Source organism: Chryseobacterium sp. sg2396 (assembly GCF_042610505.1).
Lineage (GTDB): Bacteria > Bacteroidota > Bacteroidia > Flavobacteriales > Weeksellaceae > Chryseobacterium.
The window spans coordinates 178,787-197,480 of sequence record NZ_JBHGAQ010000004.1; the positions used below are offsets into that span (position 1 = coordinate 178,787).

General features: G+C 41.6%; 17 protein-coding genes. 6 read left to right on the forward strand and 11 right to left on the reverse strand.

The genetic code is table 11. The annotated features are described in order from the left end of the window. Window positions 1–109: 109 nt before the first annotated feature. From mutL to ACED20_RS05985, 6 genes are all read left to right on the forward strand, one after another. On the forward strand, window positions 110–1,897 hold the full coding sequence (gene mutL / locus ACED20_RS05960; protein WP_294199637.1) for a DNA mismatch repair endonuclease MutL: 1,788 nt from the start codon (window positions 110–112) through the stop codon (window positions 1,895–1,897). A gap of 3 nt (window positions 1,898–1,900) precedes the next feature. After that, complete coding sequence (locus tag ACED20_RS05965) at window positions 1,901–2,656, forward strand: rhomboid family intramembrane serine protease (RefSeq protein WP_294240267.1); 756 nt, start codon at window positions 1,901–1,903, stop codon at window positions 2,654–2,656. A gap of 6 nt (window positions 2,657–2,662) precedes the next feature. Beyond that, window positions 2,663–3,649: an endonuclease/exonuclease/phosphatase family protein gene (locus ACED20_RS05970; RefSeq protein ID WP_378103797.1), complete on the forward strand. Its 987-nt coding sequence runs from the start codon at window positions 2,663–2,665 to the stop codon at window positions 3,647–3,649. A gap of 73 nt (window positions 3,650–3,722) precedes the next feature. Next, the gene (locus ACED20_RS05975) at window positions 3,723–4,697 is read left to right on the forward strand and encodes an endonuclease/exonuclease/phosphatase family protein (protein WP_294199634.1); all 975 of its coding nucleotides are present in this window, start codon (window positions 3,723–3,725) and stop codon (window positions 4,695–4,697) included. Window positions 4,698–4,702: 5 nt separating this feature from the next. Then, window positions 4,703–5,059, forward strand: a complete 357-nt coding sequence (locus tag ACED20_RS05980) for a hypothetical protein (RefSeq protein WP_378103800.1) — start codon at window positions 4,703–4,705, stop codon at window positions 5,057–5,059. Window positions 5,060–5,093: 34 nt separating this feature from the next. After that, window positions 5,094–5,462 carry a hypothetical protein gene (locus ACED20_RS05985; RefSeq protein WP_294240275.1) on the forward strand — a complete coding sequence of 123 codons (369 nt, stop codon included), beginning with the start codon at window positions 5,094–5,096 and terminating at the stop codon, window positions 5,460–5,462. Between the two features lie 37 nt (window positions 5,463–5,499). Here the strand turns inward: ACED20_RS05985 and ACED20_RS05990 are convergent, their stop codons facing one another. The 11 genes from ACED20_RS05990 to murD form a co-directional block, all read right to left on the reverse strand. Beyond that, complete coding sequence (locus ACED20_RS05990) at window positions 5,500–7,014, reverse strand: GH3 auxin-responsive promoter family protein (RefSeq protein ID WP_378103802.1); 1,515 nt, start codon at window positions 7,012–7,014, stop codon at window positions 5,500–5,502. Window positions 7,015–7,225: 211 nt separating this feature from the next. Further along, complete coding sequence (locus ACED20_RS05995) at window positions 7,226–7,636, reverse strand: BrxA/BrxB family bacilliredoxin (RefSeq protein ID WP_294202982.1); 411 nt, start codon at window positions 7,634–7,636, stop codon at window positions 7,226–7,228. A gap of 407 nt (window positions 7,637–8,043) precedes the next feature. Next, on the reverse strand, window positions 8,044–8,490 hold the full coding sequence (locus ACED20_RS06000) for a GatB/YqeY domain-containing protein (RefSeq protein ID WP_294220355.1): 447 nt from the start codon (window positions 8,488–8,490) through the stop codon (window positions 8,044–8,046). Window positions 8,491–8,584: 94 nt separating this feature from the next. After that, window positions 8,585–10,477 carry a cell division protein FtsZ gene (gene ftsZ, locus ACED20_RS06005; RefSeq protein ID WP_378103805.1) on the reverse strand — a complete coding sequence of 631 codons (1,893 nt, stop codon included), beginning with the start codon at window positions 10,475–10,477 and terminating at the stop codon, window positions 8,585–8,587. Window positions 10,478–10,556: 79 nt separating this feature from the next. Further along, window positions 10,557–11,948, reverse strand: coding sequence for a cell division protein FtsA (gene ftsA, locus ACED20_RS06010; RefSeq protein WP_294202976.1), 1,392 nt, complete (start codon window positions 11,946–11,948; stop codon window positions 10,557–10,559). A gap of 19 nt (window positions 11,949–11,967) precedes the next feature. After that, entirely contained in the window at window positions 11,968–12,936 is a 969-nt protein-coding gene (locus tag ACED20_RS06015; protein WP_295221039.1) for a cell division protein FtsQ/DivIB, read from the reverse strand. Window positions 12,937–13,016: 80 nt separating this feature from the next. Then, window positions 13,017–13,400: a GxxExxY protein gene (locus ACED20_RS06020; RefSeq protein ID WP_294202974.1), complete on the reverse strand. Its 384-nt coding sequence runs from the start codon at window positions 13,398–13,400 to the stop codon at window positions 13,017–13,019. A gap of 73 nt (window positions 13,401–13,473) precedes the next feature. Continuing rightward, window positions 13,474–14,847 carry a UDP-N-acetylmuramate--L-alanine ligase gene (gene murC / locus ACED20_RS06025; protein ID WP_294202973.1) on the reverse strand — a complete coding sequence of 458 codons (1,374 nt, stop codon included), beginning with the start codon at window positions 14,845–14,847 and terminating at the stop codon, window positions 13,474–13,476. A 21-nt stretch (window positions 14,848–14,868) separates the two neighbouring features. Then, a complete protein-coding gene (gene murG / locus ACED20_RS06030) occupies window positions 14,869–15,993 on the reverse strand; it encodes an undecaprenyldiphospho-muramoylpentapeptide beta-N-acetylglucosaminyltransferase (RefSeq protein ID WP_378103808.1) in 1,125 nt (374 codons plus the stop codon). 77 nt (window positions 15,994–16,070) lie between these two features. After that, a complete protein-coding gene (locus tag ACED20_RS06035; protein ID WP_294200316.1) occupies window positions 16,071–17,309 on the reverse strand; it encodes an FtsW/RodA/SpoVE family cell cycle protein in 1,239 nt (412 codons plus the stop codon). 22 nt (window positions 17,310–17,331) lie between these two features. After that, complete coding sequence (gene murD / locus ACED20_RS06040) at window positions 17,332–18,666, reverse strand: UDP-N-acetylmuramoyl-L-alanine--D-glutamate ligase (protein ID WP_294200317.1); 1,335 nt, start codon at window positions 18,664–18,666, stop codon at window positions 17,332–17,334. Between the last annotated feature and the right edge of the window lie 28 nt (window positions 18,667–18,694).

Here is an 18,694-nt window from a genome sequence, read left to right on the forward strand (position 1 = left end):
GGTCATTCCGCACTTTGTTAAAATGTTGATAATTAAATTTTAATTCAGACGTTTATAGTTTTAATTCTTAATTTGAATGACTATTTTTGTAAGTTGATTAACGTTTTTTATGTCAGATATTATTCAGCTTTTACCGGATCATGTAGCCAACCAAATTGCGGCAGGAGAAGTCGTGCAGAGACCCGCATCCATCGTAAAGGAACTTTTGGAAAATGCGATCGATGCAGAAGCTACCAAAATTGAGTTGATTATAAGGGATGCCGGAAAAAATCTGATCCAGGTGGTAGACAATGGCAAGGGAATGTCTGAAACCGATGCGAGAATGGCCTTTGAAAGACATGCCACTTCAAAGATCCGGGGAACGGAAGATATCTTCAGGATTGCCACTAAGGGATTCCGGGGGGAGGCACTGGCTTCCATTGCGGCAGTATCGCAGGTGGAATTGAGAACAAAACAGCCGGAAGCAACCATTGGGACGAATATCTATATTGAAGGCGGCGTGTTCCAGTTTCAGGATCCCGTACAGACGGCGGACGGGTCTAATTTCCTGGTAAAAAACGTATTCTATAACGTTCCGGCCCGAAGGAAATTCCTGAAAAACAATAACGTTGAATTCAGGCATGTGATCGATGAATTCCAAAGGGTGGCCCTGGCGCATGAGAACCTGGAGTTTTCCCTGTTTCATGATGACGATGCGGTATTCAGATTGCGTAAAGGGAGCCAGATGCAGCGGATCGTGGATATTTTCGGAAGAAAGCTGCAGCCGCAGCTGGTGCCCATCAAAGAAGATATCATCTGGTGTAAGCTTCACGGATTTGTAGCAAAACCTGAAGGCGCTAAAAAAACAAGAGGCGAGCAGTTTCTTTTTGTAAACGGAAGATATTTTAAAAGCGCCTATTTCAACAAGGCGGTACAGGAAGCTTTTGAAGGATTGCTCCTGCCGGGCTATTCTCCTACTTTTTTCCTTTTCCTGGACCTCGATCCCGAGAAAATCGATGTGAATATCCATCCGCAGAAAACGGAAGTTAAATTTGAAGACGAGCACCTGATTTTTGCCCTGCTTCGCTCTACGATCAAAAGAGCTCTGGGGATTTATAATGTTTCCCCAAGCCTGGATTTCGAAAGGGATCCGGAACTGGACAGCATGATGCAGAAGACCTTTCCGAGCAAAAGCAACGGTGGAGGAGGCGTATTGAAAATGCCGGAAATCATTGTAGACCGCGATTATAATCCTTTCCTGGAAGAACGGGAGATCACCCATACCGAAATCCATAACCTGACGGAAATGTACCAGCAGAATATTTCAACAGCGGAACCTTCAAAAATCAACCTGTTTGAGGATGAAGATTTTGACGAAGACCTGATGAGGCTGCCGAACGGCTACTGGCTTTTCAACAAAGGGGATAAAACCCTCATGCTGGATTTGGGAAGAATGCACAGGCTATGGGTCTCCGAAAACACAAAACCTTCAAAAAGAGGAGCTACGAACAGTCATTCCCTGCTTTTTTCTCTTGAATATCACATGAATGAAATCGAGAAATCGAAATATGACTCGATAAAAAAATACCTTCCGGAATTAGGGTTCGAAATGAGTGTGGCACATGAAAGCGTGCTTAGGATCGATGCCGTACCCGAAGGGCTGAAAGAGACCCAGGTGATGAAATTCCTGGAAAACCTTTTCGATATGCTGGAATATAAGTCGGAAGAAGAATTCATACAGCATTACCAGAACCAGTGGAGCAAGATGCAGTCCAAATCCAGGTTCGATTTCATATATAAAAAAGATGCGGAACAGCTGATCCGGGATTTTACAGCCCTTGGCTTCCCGGAATTTTTACCGGACGGGAAAAGATGTTTCTTCGAGGTTCCGTTTAATGATTTTAAGAATAAATTTTAGAAAATGTTTAATACGATACCTCCGATTACAAGAAATATAATTATTATAAACGTTGTCGTTTATGTAATATCCAATTTTCTTTTTCCACAATTATACAATACCTTTTCTGCTTTTTATCCATTTTCTCCGAATTTCAGATCTTGGCAGATTATTACCCACATGTTTATGCATGCCCAGATGGGAGATGGGATTGGCATTATGCATATTTTATTCAATATGTTCACTTTATTCAGCTTTGGGCCGATACTGGAACAGAGCTTAGGTGAAAAAAAATATCTTATCCTGTATTTTGTAAGTGGCTTAGGTGCTTTCTTTTTATTTAATCTCTGGAATTTTATTGAGATACAACAGATTATATCCGGACTTGAGGGATTAGGGTTAAATGTCTCTGAAATTTATGCTAAATCGGCAATTGATTATTCGGGAGATCTGAAAATCAGTGCAACAAGTGCAGAAGGACAAGCGCTCTCACAACAACTTTATATAGCTTTACGGACCCCTATGCTTGGTGCTTCAGGAGCGATATTCGGAGTTATAGCTGCTTTTGCCACCCTGTATCCGGAAGCAAAAATTGCCATTATGTTCATCCCGATTCCCGTAAAAGTAAAATATGTTCTGCCGGTCGTTATTATTGGCTCGATATATCTGGGAATTTCCGGAGATGCAGGAGGAGTTGCGCATCTTGCCCATGTCGGTGGAGCCATTGTCGGTTTTATCCTGGCAAAAATCTGGAAAAGGCATCTGTACCGGTTTAATTAGAATTCTATGAAAATTGTCCGGCTTATTCTCCTTCTGCTTCATATAGGCGTTTTCCTGCTTTTAACGGGAATGCTCCTCAATGTCTATATTGCTCCAAAGGTTTTTCCCTGGTTTAATTTACTTTCCCTTGCATTTCCTGGACTGATTTTCGGGTATGTCGCCCTCACGATATTTTGGATCATCTGCTGGAAAAAAAGAGCTTTCCTATTCTTTTTCCTGGGATTGCTGTTCTTTAATCCGGTATTGCGGTGGGTAAATTATTCTTCCGTAAAAAGTGAAGTGCCGGATCTGAAAGTTATGTCTTTCAATACGAGGACGGGAGGTAATGAAAGAAGCGAGGTAAAGGAATATTTAAAAAATTCGGGTGCGGATATTATTCTGCTTCAGGAAGATGAAGGGAAAGGATATGGAACCTTAGGCTATGAAACCGCAACTTTTGGAAACATCACCATTCTGTCAAAATATAAGATTATTGACAGACAGTTTATTAAGATCAATAATAAGCTGATCGATGATCCGGCCCTGCAGGTTGATGTGGAAATCAAAGGGAAGAGATACCGGTTCATCAGTGTCCACCTGCAGTCTTTCGGGTTTGTAAAAAAAATGGTCAGGCTTAACGGTGATAATGAAGAAGACGAAAAAAAAGTAAAGAATATCGTAAAAAAACTGATCCCTACGTTTAAAATGCATCAGGAACAAGTGGATATCATTAAAGAAGAGGTAGAAAATTCACCTTATCCGGTTATCCTGACGGGTGATTTCAACTCCGTTCCCAATTCTTACGAATATTATCATATTTCCGAAGTGTTGCAGGATGCCTTTGTAGCTGCAGGACGGGGGAGTGGCACCAGCTTTCATGACTATAAATTCCCAATCAGGATCGATTATATTTTTACCTCAAAATCAATTAAAGCACTCAGTTACAAAGTTGACCGTTCAACAGGGGTTTCCGATCATTTCCCGGTGATAGCAACCTTCAGTCTTAAAAACTGATCATAAAAACCGTTAAAGTTTTGGCCATGGTAAGATTTTTGCTGAAATTGCCGCGGTACCTTATCCTGTTTTTATGAAACTGAGCCAGCTATTGTTATTTGCCCATATTACCGTTGCTGTTTTGCTGCTGTGTACCTTAGGGAATGCATGGGTGCCACCTAACCTGTTAAGTGTTCTTAATCTCCTTTCTTTAGGATTTCCCTATTTAATTTCGCTCCACCTTATTTTTACCCTATTCTGGATCGTCAGAAAAAAGAAATTCGCCATTGCTTTCGTGCTGGGAACATTTCTATTTTATAATCCGATCAGGAGGTGGATCAATTTCACCCCGAAAACGGAAAATGTAAAGTCGGTAAGAGACATCAAGGTCATTACTTTCAATGTGAAATACGGGGAATCGGGCTGGGAAAAAGTAAAGAAATACATTATGGATCAGGATGCGGATATCATTCTCGTGCAGGAAAAAGATACCAACCGCGCTTTGAAAAAAGATATGGTAAAATATCCGTCCGTTATTCTGAAAACAAAACATAACATCGTAAGACAGGAAGAGCTGATTACCGATAAATCCAGAGGAAATTCCTTTTATGCCGATGTAGATATCAACGGAAAAATTATCAGGATCATCAATGTCTATCTTGAACCCTTCCGTTTACACAAATCCATGCTTAAATTTGACGGCTTTGCAAAAGAAGGAAATAAAATAAATACCCTTCTCTCCCATATGACCCCGACCTTTAAAGCGCATGAAGATCAAATTAAAAAAATAAGGAAAGCAGTAGACCTTTCGCCATATCCTGTGATTCTGGCAGGTGACTTCAATTCCGTTCCGAATTCCTATGAATATTACAATCTGGGGAAAGATCTTCAGGATGCTTTTTTAGCAGCAGGAAACGGTAATTCCTCCAGTTTTCATGACTATAAGGTGCCATTGAGGATCGATTACATTTTCAGTTCGAAATCCATCATTCCTTTAAGCTATAAAGTGGATAATTCGGTACAATTATCGGATCATTATCCTGTAATTGCGGAATTTCTGTTAAATTAGTTCCCATGAAATATTTATTTTTTTCCGCTTTTGTTTTTTCCGCTTTATCGGTATCCTGTTCCAGGAAAGAACCGGCCGACCTGTACCCTGCAGACAGTCCCATAGCGGATTATGATACGGCAGCCATCGATTCTTTTTCCAATGGAGCCACTTCAGTCGATGTGGTAAGAAAGATACAAATGTCTTCAAAGAAATACCAGGATTCCGTGAAAGAAGCATTAAAACTTCAGGAGCAGGAAAAGAAACTGAAGGAAGATTTGGAAAAAGAAAATAAGAAAAAAGCGGAAGAAGAAAAGAAAACGGAGGAAAAGAATAAGGTTAAAACTGCTGAAACCCAAACCGGCGAAGCAAAGACAGAATAATCACACAGAATACATTTTAAAAATTTCAATACGTATGAAAAAAATCATTTTATCAGGATTTATGATCGCTGCAGTGGCTGTATCATGTACAAAATCGACAAAGACGGAAAAGGTGGAAAACGCTGATGGTACCGTAACCACTACCACAACCACTGAAACAGGAGTTGGTGTAGATACCGCAAAGATTAACCGGGCAAAAGAAAATACCCAGGCAAAAATTGATGAAACCGGAAAGAAAATCGATAATGCTGCGGAAGAAGCAAAAAATAAAATTGACGCTACTGCAGATAAGGCGAAAGAGGATCTCCACAAAGCAGGCCAGGATGTGAAAGATGCCGCAGCCAAAGGGGCCTCGAAAGTAGAAGAGGGAGCCAGAAAGCTGAAAGAAGATTTAAAAAAATAACATTAAAGAAAAACCGCAGATTTCCTGCGGTTTATTTTTATCTGTTAAGCTCCAGCAGAGGATCGATATACTCTCTGTCATTGCTCAGCCTCGGGACCTTATTCTGGCCGCCAAGCTTTCCTTTGGATTCCAGCCAGCAGTAGAAAAGATTTGGCTTGGCAATATGTACGATAGGCCGTTTCAGTGTAATATTGTTATAGCGTTTTGCCTCATAATCCGAATTGATGGATTTCAGATAGCTGTCAAAAATATCCGTAAAACGGTCCAGGTCATCCGGTTTTTTACAGAACTCAAAAATCCATTCGTGGGCACCGCTTTCATTTTCCCTCATGAACACAGGGGCTCCTGTAAAGTCGGAAACAGCGGCATTGGTTTCCTCACAGGCTTTCGTAAGGGCAGATTCTACGTTTGTGATCATCAGCTCTTCCCCGAAGGCATTGATATAGTGTTTCGTACGGCCCGTAATTTTGATTCTGAATGGGTTGGTGGAAGTAAACATAACGGTATCGCCAATCAGGTATCTCCATAAGCCGCCGTTGGTGGTAATAACCATCGCATAGTTTTTTCCTACTTCAGCATCCTCAATGCTGATGACTTTCGGATTTGAAGAGTGGAACTGGTCCATGGGGATGAATTCATAGAAAATGCCGTAATCCAGCATCAGAAGCATTTCGTCACTGTTGGACCGGTCCTGGATCCCGAAGAAGCCTTCCGAAGCATTATAAATCTCGTAATAATTGATGTTTTTCCCGATGATCTGCCTGTACTGTTCCCGGTAAGGCTTAAAGCTGATCCCGCCGTGAAAGAAAACTTCCAGATTCGGCCAGAGTTCCGAAATATTGTTAAATTCCGTTTCCTTTAATACCCGCTGAAGAAGCACCATCATCCAGCTGGGTACCCCGAGAATACTTCCTACGTCTTCATTTTTCACTTCAGAAGTAATGGCTTTGAGCTTGCTTTCCCATTCTCCCATCAGGGAAACCTTTTTGCTCGGCGTGGTCGTTACTTCTACCCAGAACGGAAGATTGTCGATCAGGATGGCCGAGAGATCACCGAATTTGGTGTTAAAATCAGCGTAAAGTTCGGAACTGCCGCCCAGGCGTAAGTTTTTATAATTGAACAGCTGATTTTCAGGATGATTATTGGCATAAATGGAAACCATGTCCTTTCCGGCTTTCATGTGGCAGTATTCCAGGCTTTCCGCCGAAATCGGGATAAACTTGCTTTTGGCATTGGTGGTTCCGGAAGATTTGGCGAAATGCTTGATGTAGCCGGGCCAGCTCACATCTTTCTGCCCCTGTCTTGCTTTTTCAATGTAAGGTTCCATTTCTTCGTAAGTAACAACCGGAACTTTGTTCTTAAAGTCCTGATAGCTCGAAATGGAATTAAAACCGTATTTCCTGCCATACTCCGTATCTTCGGCATGAAACAGCTGGGAAAATAAAATACCCTTCTGTGTTTCAATGGGATGATCCATGAAATTCTGAATCTGATCGATCCGCTGGCGGATAAACCAATTGACCACTGTATTGAAAAGTGCTTTCGTTGCCATTCCAACAAATATAATAATAATTGGATTTTCCCGGAACTTTTTCCAAGGTAAAAATGTAAATTTTATAGTGTTTAAATGTATATTTAATCGGGATTAAATACCACTGTAAATAATTGTGGAGGGTAATTGTTTATCAATAGATTAAATGAATTTCTGGAAATAAAAAACCGCTGCAAATTTTGCAGCGGTTTCGATATTTAAAGTTTCGTTCTTAGCAGTACTCGTCATAAGCAGCCTGAAGGTTTGCAGCGATGGCTCCTGCAGGGTTTCCTTCGATGTGATGTCTTTCCAGCATGTGAACCAGTTCACCGTCTTTGAAAAGCGCTACACAGGGAGAGCTTGGAGGAAACGGCGCCAAATGCTTTCTCGCTTCCGTTACAGCTTCCGTATCGAAACCTGCGAAAACAGTTGTTAAATGGTCCGGTTTCTTATCTCCTGTCAAAGAATATACAACACCCGGTCTTGCCGCTCCCGCTGCACATCCGCAAACGGAGTTGATCACCAAAAGGGTAGTTCCCGACTGTTTTAATGCTTCTTCTACCTGAACCGGTGTGGTCAGATCCTCAAAGCCTTTATCTGTAAGTTCAGCCTTCATCGGCATTACTAAATCTTGTGGATACATATTTTTGTTTTTTGTAAGATACAAATTTAAGGAATTCCCCGCTTTTCATCAATATATAAAAACTATTAGTGTTTTTGTTAAATAAAATGTATTGTATATTAATTATTTAACAGTATTTGATTTTTTGTAAATTTAATTTGTTAATTAACTTAAAATATTGCTAAATTTGAAATGATTCTAAAAACAATGGGCATGAAAACAATGTCTACCATTTCCCTCGGTTTTATTTAAATGATCTATTCTGAAAGATAATGGTGTCATTAAATGAAATCTGAACACAAAATGAAGCCCGGAAGTTAAAATTCCCGGGCTTCTTTAATCAAATCGATATGCAAAGGTTGAATATCCAACAATAAATAAAATTAGTAAATGATGAATCGTTATCGGCCATCATTTATTAATCATAGTTAAGAAAGCAGCTTTTTTGCCATCTCGGATATGCTTTTGCCATCCGATTTTCCGGCTAAAGATTTTGATGCCACTCCCATTACTTTTCCTAAATCTTTTATGGATCCAGCGCCGGTTTCAGCGATAATATTTTTCATTTCGGCTTCCAGCTCTTCTGCGGAAAGCTGCTTTGGCAGGAACTGCTCAATGATTTTCATCTGCGCTTCCTCCACTTCGGCAAGGTCGTTTCTTCCCTGTGCAGAAAACTGCTCACAGGAATCCTTTCGCTGCTTTACCATTCTCTGAAGGATGGCGATTTCCTGCTCTGCCGAAACTTCAGCACCTGGTGTTTCCGTTTTCAACAGTTGGATCTGGGATTTTACAGCACGCAAAGAATCCAAAGCCACTTTATCTTTGGCTCTCATGGCTGTTTTTATAGCTTCGTTTATGGTATTTTCTAAACTCATGATTTTAATTTAACAATGTATCAATGTAACAGTTTATCAATAAGCATCAATAAAGTAATTGTTACATTGGTACATTTCTACATTGTTATATTTTTTAGTCTACGTCTTTATTCAAAAACCGGTTTTCTCTGATCTGTATGTTTCCGTTGTTATCAGACAGGTAGGTGTTGATATTCTGCTCTGAAGCATTGGATCCTTCAATCGAGATGTTTTTTCTCTTGAATGCGGGAACCGATTCAAATTCGCTGGAGCTGTCGAAACTCTGGTAGCGTGAGTTGAACTCTTTCAGTTTATTTCTTCGCTCCATAACCCTTTCTTGGTCAACGGTTTTGTTGACGAAGGTAAATTCTTCTTCGGCCGGCTTCGGAGCCGAAGTTTCCGCCTTGTTTTCAACCACGGGCTCTTCTTTCAGGTGCTGGAAAAAATGTTCCACCTTCTGAAGAGGTTCTTCCGTAAGCTGGTTCACTTCTGCTGAATTGGTAAATTCGGCTTTTGGCTGGCCATAGTCGGATTTAGAATCGTTCTTCGGTTCGTTCACAAAAAAGCTGAATTCCACCGGCTTATCCTCAGCATAAGAATGGCTGGTAGAATGGCCTGGCTGAGGTTCGTCCTTCTTGCTGTCGAAATCAAAAGTAAAAGATTCGATTTCCAGATCATTCGGATCTTCGGTTTCGTCATCTACGGAAAACAGGCTGAAAGATTCCTGTTTTTCTTCCTCTCTCCATTGATGATCAGAAGGGTCCGTATCTTCCTCTTTATCAAAGAATTTTATTTCGGTTCTAGTCTCTTCGTTGCCAATAGTCATTTTTTTTTCAGTAGCAGTGCTTCCGAATTGCGGCATATCGCCATCTTCGTCATCCAGTCTGAAAAGATTTTTCCCGCCAAAATCATAGCTATGATCTGAAGCTCTTTCATCTCTTGTCTTAAAAGGCGATTCTTTCGGGGCTTCCAGGCTGTCGTTCAGGCTGATTTTAATTTTTTCAGTCGGCCCTGCAAATTTCTTGTTGTCATTTGAAAAACCTGTGGCAATAACAAGAACACTTACGGAATCTCCGAGTTCTTCGTCAGCACCCACCCCGAAAATAATATCGGCGGTGTGTCCGGCTTCTTTCTGGATATGATCCATGATGACCCCGATTTCGTCCATCGTTACTTCTTCCGCACCGCTTCTGATAAGCAAAAGTACGTTTTTGGCTCCTGTGATCTTGTTGTCGTTCAGCAATGGGGAATCCAGCGCCTTTCTTACCGCTTCTTCGGCTTTGTTTTCACCGGAAGCAATTCCGGTAGACATCAATGCCGTTCCTGAATTCTGCAATACAGATTTAGCATCTCTAAAGTCAATGTTTACATCAAAGTAACCGGTAATTACTTCCGCCATTCCTTTGGCGGCGTTCGTCAATACCTCATCGGCTTTGGAGAATCCCTGCTTGAATCCAAGGTTTCCGAATTGCTGTCTTAATTTATCGTTATTGATGACAATTAAAGAGTCAACATTATTTCTTAATTTATCAAGGCCGTTTTCAGCCTGTTCCAGCCTTCTTTTACCTTCAAAGCTGAAAGGAACGGTTACGATTCCTACTGTCAGAATACCCATGTCTTTGGCTACCTTGGCAATCACGGGAGCAGCACCGGTTCCGGTACCACCGCCCATTCCGGCTGTGATGAATACCATTTTGGTATTCTGGCCCATGGCCGCTTTGATGTCTTCAATGCTTTCGATAGCAGATTTTTCCCCTACTTCAGGGTCTGCACCGGCGCCGAGGCCTTCTGTAATGGTGGTTCCCAACTGTACTTTGTTGGCCACCGGGTTATTATCTAAAGTCTGTGCATCCGTATTACATATCACGAAATCTACTCCATGAATCCCCTTCTCGTACATGTGCTTGAGTGCATTGTTTCCACCGCCTCCTACACCGATAACCTTGATGATCGACGAATTTCCCTTTGGCAAATCAAACGAAAACCCCTGTGTACCTATATTTTCCATAACTTTTCTTTTTAATAATTAATAATCGATTCATGATAATTGAGGCATCATTCACATCTTATCACTTGTCATTTATAATTTACTCTACTTCCTCAAAAAATTTTTTCACCTTTTCCATCAGCGACTGCCCGAAAGTCAGTTTTGCAGCTCTTTTCTGCTGCTGTTCATTCACGGTTTCCACCGGCTGCACAGCCTCCGGCTGCTGTACCTGCTGCACCGTTTCTGAAGGAACAGCTACCGTATCTGCTTTAGGCTGCGGCTGAATTTCCTCTTCCACAGGCTGTTGCGCTTCAGCATTCTGCTTTTTGTCGCGGATTTTCAGGCTTTCCATCAATAACCCGATCGAAGTAGCAAATTCCGGGCCTTTAAGATACTGATTTTTATCATTCGCCACATACTCATTGGCAAAACCTATACGGCTGTCGAAACCGGTGGTGTAATTGGCGAGCTGTCGAAGATGCTTCAGATTGGATCCGCCCCCTGTCAGCACGATTCCTGCAATCAGTTTTTTCTTCTGCTCAAAGGCACCGTAGGCTTTCAGTTCGGTATTTACCATCTCCAGGATTTCTTCTACCCGGGCATTGATGATCTGTGCCAGGGTTTTCAAGGAAATTTCTTTATCCGGTCTTCCGTGAAGCCCCGGAATGGTAACATAGGTACTGTCTTTTTCCAGTTCAGGAACCGCGGAACCGAATTTCACTTTCAGTTGCTCGGCATGCTTTTCGATGATGGAGCATCCTTCTTTGATGTCTTCCGTAATGATACCGCCGCCGTAAGGGATCACACAGGTGTGACGGATAATGTTGTCTTTAAATATGGCAATATCCGTTGTTCCGCCACCGATATCTACGATGGCCACACCGGCTTCTTTTTCTTCTTTCGTAAGAACTGCTTCTGAAGAGGCGAGGGGTTCAAGGGTAAGGGCCTCCATTTCCAGCCCGGCTTCACGAACGCACCGTGCAATATTGCGGATGCTTCCCATCTGCCCGACTACCACATGGAAATTGGCTTCCAAGCGTTTGCCGTGCATTCCTACGGGCTCCTGAATTTCACCCTCGGAATCCACTTTATATTCCTGGGGAAGAACATGGATAATTTCTTCGCCGGGAAGCATAACCAGCTTCTTCACCTGGTCTTTTAATGCTTCAATATCGTCATCTGTAATAAACTTGTCGGGGTGCTCACGCATAATATAATCCGAATGCTGCAGGGAACGAATGTGTTTTCCTGCAATTCCCACCGTTACTTTACGGATCGGAACGCCTGCACTGGATTGTGCTTCTAACACCGCAGCCTTAATTGAATTAATGGTCTGCGAAATATTATTCACAATACCTTTGTGAACCCCAAGACTTTTCGCCTTTCCTACACCGAGAACTTCTATTTTCCCGTGTGCATTCCTCCTTCCTACAATCGCGACAATTTTTGTTGTCCCGATGTCCAGACCTACTGAATACTCTTGATTTTCCATTTTATATCGATTTGATTTTTTACTCTATTTTAACGGTTGCCTTTTTCTTAGGCTTTGCAGCCGTAGGTTTTTGTTCTGTTTTTTTTGTTTTTTGCGGCTTGGTTACCGTTTTCTTCTTTATGCTTTCCTTAGGCTTTGCCTGAGTAGAGCTGATTTTATTCTCTGTTAATTTGGGTTGAGCGCCCGTCTTTTTTACGGCAGCTACGGGTGCTTTGGCCAGTTCTTTATTCCCGGCCTGAAGGACACTGTCGTTTTCCTTAAAATAAGGATTCAGCGTGGTCACAATCTGGTTCTGGTATTTTACGGAAACCCGGCTGTATTTTTCGGGATCCTGATATACTAGGTATTTTTCAACAAAGGTTTTAAAGCCTTTCACTTTAAAATCGATATTGTCCAGATCGCCGATTTCCACTTTGTAATTGCTTTCGCTGGTCAGCAGATTATAGTTGCCGTTCCGGTCTTTGGATATTCCGATGAAGTATTTTCTGCTGAAATCATCTTTATCGATTTTCTCCACCAGCTCAGCCAGTTTTTGATATTCATCCTTATTTACGTTTCCGGTCACCAGCATGCATGGATGCGAATAGGTTTTCGAGATTGGGAATTCAATTCCTTTTTCATCGACGTAAAAATCGCGGCCTTCTTTATTCAGCCTGAATACCGGAACCCTCTGCTTGATGTCGAGGTTCAGTTTTCCGTTCAGATTCAGATAGACATTGGCGCTGTCTACCGCAGGAAGGTTATTGATCTTCTTTTCCAATGCCGGAATATCCAGGTCGCCTACTTCTCCGGAAGGATTTTCCTTCTTTACAATCTCACGGATGTCTTTCTCATCGACGAAATACACCGGTGTTTTTTCATTCATTTTTACAGAAATCTGCTTATCCGTAATCTTCTGACCGCTGAATTTCTTTAACGAAAAACTCAGCAGGAACCCAAGAATGATTACGGTAATGGCAATTTTTAATATTCTGTATTTATTTTTCATTTATTTTTTCTGAACACGAAGTTCACGAAGCTTTTTCTTTTTTTGTTTCACCAAGCCGCTTCGCTTATAAAAGCTAACAGCTATTTTACATATCCGTTTATTATTCTGTTAATTCCGTTCTTAAAAAGTTTAGAATTAAAATTTAATAACAAGCCTAATTTATAATTTCCCAATTTTAAATAATTTAAAAGTTGGGCATTATGGTAATTGTCAAGACTTTCCTGCGCTTTAATTTCTACTACCACTTTGTTTTCAACTAATAAGTCGATTTTAAAGGCATTCAATACTTTTAGATTTTCATATTGTATTGAAAGAAATTTTTGCCTCTCAACAAATAATCCTCTGTTTAATAGTTCATATTCAAGACACTGCTCATAAACCGTTTCATATAATCCCTGTCCCAGACTTCTATGAACTTTTAAACCTGCATCAACAATAATTTTCGCAATTTCATTTTCATTCATTTGTGTGTTTTATAATTTCATTTTACAATGCTCTTCTCTTATAAGCGAAGCGGCTTTGTGAAACGATTCTTGCCTATCTCTGTGCGCTTTGTGTTCCATTCATCCACTCACAAATAGGATCGTAAAGGGTATCGATGTTTCCTGCGCCTACGGTGAGAAGGATGTCGAAATCTTTTTCTTTTATCTTTTGGAAGGCTTCCCCTAAGGCTGAAACTTCCTTTTTATCTAAAGTTACTTTTTTTAACAACCAATCGGAAGTAATTTCTGCAAAATTTTCCTGAAGTTCTCTTGCCGGGTAGATATCCAGTAAAATTAATTCGTCCGCTCGACTCAGGCTTTCGGCAAATCCGTCGGCAAAATCACGTGTTCTGCTGAACAGGTGCGGCTGGAAGACCACCAATAATTTCTTATCAGGGTAAAACGTCCGGATCGAACCCATTACAGCATTGATCTCCGTCGGATGATGAGCATAATCATCGATGTAAATTTTACCGTTCGGATACCGGTGTTTGGTGTATCTTCTTTTAATTCCTTTGAAATTGGCAATCGCTTTTTTCAGGGTCTCGAAATCCACGCCTAAGTTGTGGAGAATTGCCAGGGCTACCGTTGCATTTTCTACATTGTGGATGCCCGGCGTTTCCCAGATGAAATCCTTTACGGTTTCAGCAGGGGTATGGAAGTCAAAATAGATTTTGTCTCCCTCCATCCTCAGGTTGTCCGAATAGTAATCGGCTTCTTCGTTTACGGCATAAGTTAGCGACGGTCTTCCGATTTCGATTCCTTTTCTTACAAACAGTTGCTTGTCGTCCGGAACCAGGGCTGCAAATTGCCTGAAGCCTTCTTCGATGGTATTTTTATCGCCGTAAATATCCAGGTGGTCTGCATCGGTAGAGGTGATGACCGCCCAATCCGGTGAAAGATTCAGGAAACTTCGGTCGTATTCATCAGCTTCCACCACAGAGTACTGAGCGCCGTTGTACAGGAAATTCGATTTGAAATTTTCGGAAATTCCGCCCAGGAAGCATGAAAAAGGCAGATCGGCTTCTTTACACAGATGGGAAACAAGGGTAGACGTCGTTGTTTTTCCGTGGGTCCCGGCAACGGCGATACAATCGGTGTTTTCCGTGATCAACCCTAATACTTTGGCCCTTTTTAAGACTTCAAACTGATGACCGTTAAAATAATCCAAAATCCCCAAAACCTTAATGGCGGGTGTATAAATCACCAATGTATCTTCTTTATGAAGCGAGGTAATTTTTTCGTCAATAACATCTTCAAAAACAATATCGATTCCTTCGGCCATCAGCGTCTGCGTCAATTTGGTTGGGGTCTTGTCGTAGCCCAAAACTTTTTTGCCCGAAGCATGGAAATACCGTGCCAGCGCACTCATCCCGATACCCCCGATTCCAACGAAGTAAAAATTCTGATATGTATTTAAATTGTTCATTGTATAAAATCCTTACGGGATCTAAATATTTATTATGTTAGAAATCTCGTCTACGATCTCTTTTGCGGCGTTGGGCTTGGCAAAATATTTAATGTTTTCCGACATTTCTTTTCTTATATTTTCATTTTTACAGATTTCTGAAAGCGTATTCCAGAACTGGTCTTTCATTTCGGTATCTTTCACCATCCGGGCGGCATTTTTTTCCACCAGGGTCATCGCATTTTTGGTCTGATGATCTTCCGCTGCAAACGGGAAAGGAACCAGCAAAACCGGCTTCTGTGCTACGGCCAGTTCGGAAATAGCAATGGCACCCGCACGGGAAACGATTACATCCGCTGCGGAATAGGCGGTTTCCATATCCTTAATAAATTCTTTCAGCTGGATGGAAGGTGGGAGCCGGAGGCTGGAAGACAGTTCGCTGTAGTCCAGTTTCCCGGTCTGCCAGATCAGCTGGTAGCCTTTTTCTTTTAGGTCTTCCAGATTGTCTTTCCACCCGTTGTTTAAAGTTCTCGAACCCAGAGATCCTCCGACCGATAAAATAGTCAGTTTATCTTTGGCAAGTCCCATTTTCTCTTTAGCAAGAATAGTATCCTGCATTCCCGAAACAATATTTTCACGGATCGGGTTACCGAGGAACTTAATTTTTTCAGCAGGGAAGCCTTCCACTTTAGGATAGGCAGTAAATACGGCTTTTGCTTTTTTGCTTAAAATCTTATTCGTTACGCCGGCGTGGGCATTCTGCTCCTGAATAAAAATCGGGATCCCCAACTTGCTGGCTTCATATAAGGCTGGTCCGCTTGCAAAACCTCCGGTTCCGATGGCAAAATCAGGATTGAAATTTTTAATGATCTTTTTTGATCTGGACAGGCTTTTTAAAATCTTAAATGGCAGGCCTAAATTCGACAGCATATTGCCTCGGTTGATGCCGGCAATATCGATTCCTTCAATATTATAACCAGCCTGTGGAACCTTTTCCATTTCCATCTTACCGTTCGCTCCGATAAACAGAAACTCGGCATCCGGATATCTTCTCCTGATCTCATCGGCAATAGCAATGGCCGGAAAGATATGTCCTCCCGTTCCTCCTCCCGATAATAAAATACGGAGGGTTTTTGGCTGCTGGCTATTGGCTGAATGATTGTCCATTAATTAATCAAAAATTTATTTATTCAATTTTGATAGGATTTTATCCTATCCTTTGTTAAATCGTTCCTTTGGAACTTTTATGCTATATCGTTTATTTCTGCGACACTTTGTTTTTTACCCATTCCTTCTTCATCGTAGATCTGTATCCTGGAGCTGATGTTTAATATAATCCCCAGCTGCAGATACGTCACCAGCATTGAAGTTCCTCCGTAACTGATGAGGGGCAGCGGTTGTCCGGTAACGGGGATCAGGTTGACGGCAACGGCGATATTCACCGAAAGCTGTACAAAAATCATAACCCCCAGGCTGAGTACCAGCAGCGATCCGAAAAATGCGGGCATCTTGCTGGCGATCATCACAATACGGATGATCATAATTAAATACAGGCTGACTAAAAATGCAGCTCCGATCACCCCGTATTCTTCCACAATGACTGCGAAGATAAAATCGGAAGCAGACTGGGGAAGCATTTGTTTTAAAGCACTTTTTCCGGGACCCATTCCGGTAATTCCTCCGTGAACGATGGCGGCTTTAGCCTGCATCACCTGGTAATTTTTGGCTTTTACGCTTTCATCATCTACATCAGCACTTTTAGCTTTGCTTGAGGTAAATGTTTCGATCCGGCTCATCCAGGTATGTACACGGTTTCCGCCGATGAGGTTCGTATTCAAAGCGATCACTAAAAATAATACGATAGCGATGAATGAAGCAGAGATAAATCCGGCAATGTATTTCCAGTGCAGCTGTCCGATGACGAGCACCACTACGGAAACCATCAGGATCATTAAGGCGGTGGAACCATTATCTTTCGCTACCAGTACAAAAACGAGGAGGATCGGCCCGAAAATGTACATGATATTTTCGATAGGAAGCCTTTCGCGGGTGATTTTCTTGGTTAAATACCGGCACAGGTAAATAATCAACATCAGGAAAGCGAAGGAGGAAGGCTGGAAGGAAATCGGTGTTCCCGGGATTTTCAGCCACCGGGAGGCACTCGCTCCGTCGATGGTCTGCCCGGTGAACATGGTAACGATCAGTAGCACCACCATTAAACCAAGCAGAATGCTGCTGAGCTTCCCGATGTATTCGTACTTGATCATTCCGACCACTCTCATGATTCCCAGTCCCAGAACTACAAAGAACATATGTTTGATCACGTGACCGGTCGTGGTCCCGTTATTCACAATATATTCAAGATTCGAACTTGCGGAATATACAGGGAAAATAGAGAAGATGGAGATCACAAGAATGACCATCCAAAGTACTTTATCGCCCTTTAGAAATTCAAATCTGTTTTCTGTGTCCTGTCCGTTCATATCTGGTGTTCGCTATTGATGATTAGCGGATTTCTTTTAATACCTCATTTTTAAACTGACGGCCTCTGTCTTCATAGCTTTTAAATAAATCAAAGCTTGCGCAGCATGGAGATAATAAAACCGTATCGCCTTTTTGGGCAAGGGATTTTGAAATTTCTACTGCTTTTTCCATGCTTGAGGTGTCGTAAATAAATTCTTTCTTGTCCTTAAAGAAGTTAATGATCTTATCGTTATCAATTCCCAGGCAGACAATCGCCTTTACTTTTCTTTTAACTAACTCTTCTATTTCGGTATAGTCGTTTCCTTTATCCACGCCTCCGACAATCCAAACGGTCGGGGTTTTCATACTTTCCAGTGCATAATATGTGGCATTTACATTAGTGGCCTTGCTGTCGTTGATGTATTTTACCCCATCGATTTCCGTTACTAACTCCAATCTATGTTCTACGGCCTGAAAGGTCATTAATGAATTCCTGATGCTGTCATTATTGATCTCCAGTATTTTACCCGCAATGGATGCAGCCAGGCTGTTCGCCACATTATGAGTTCCTAAAAGCGACAATTCATCAATTTTCATGGAAAAATCGTCTTTCAGTTTTACCTCTATCTTATCTTCATCAATGAAACCTCCTTCAGCCAGGTGTTCTTTGGTGGAAAAAGGAATCATTTTAGCTTTTATCTCTAATTTTTCGAGAATATTTTTGCTCATTTCATCATCTTTGTTGTAGATGAAAAAATTGTCATTCTCCTGGTTTTCAGCAATCCTGAACTTGGCCAGTGCATATTCCTCATAGTTGTAATTGTATTGGTCCAGGTGATCCTGAGACAAATTCAGCAACAAAGAAATATACGGTCTGAAATTCTGAATATCATCCAGCTGGAAGGAACTTACTTCCAGAACATAATATTCATGGTTTTCGTCGGCTACCTGTCTGGCAAAGCTGTATCCGATATTTCCGCCCAGGCCTACATTTAATCCGTCGTTTTTCAGGATGTAATAGATCAGGGATGTGGTGGTTGTTTTTCCATTGCTTCCGGTGATGGCGATGATCTTGGCGTCGGTAAATTCCGACGCAAATTCGATCTCTGAGGAAAGCCTGATGCCTTTCTCCTGAATCTTTTGGATCATGTCAGCTTTTTTCGGAATGCCCGGACTCTTTACGATCCAGTCGGCATCCAGAATTCTTTCTTCATCATGGCTTCCTTCTTCAAATTCAATTTCGTTATCCGTCAGGAACTGTCTGTAATTGTCTTTGATGGCACCTTTGTCCGAAAGAAAGACTTCCATGCCTTTCTTTTTCGCCAGATAGGCAGCTCCGCAACCGCTTTCCCCTCCTCCTAAAACAACTATTTTCATATCATTTTGATTTAATGACCGAATGATT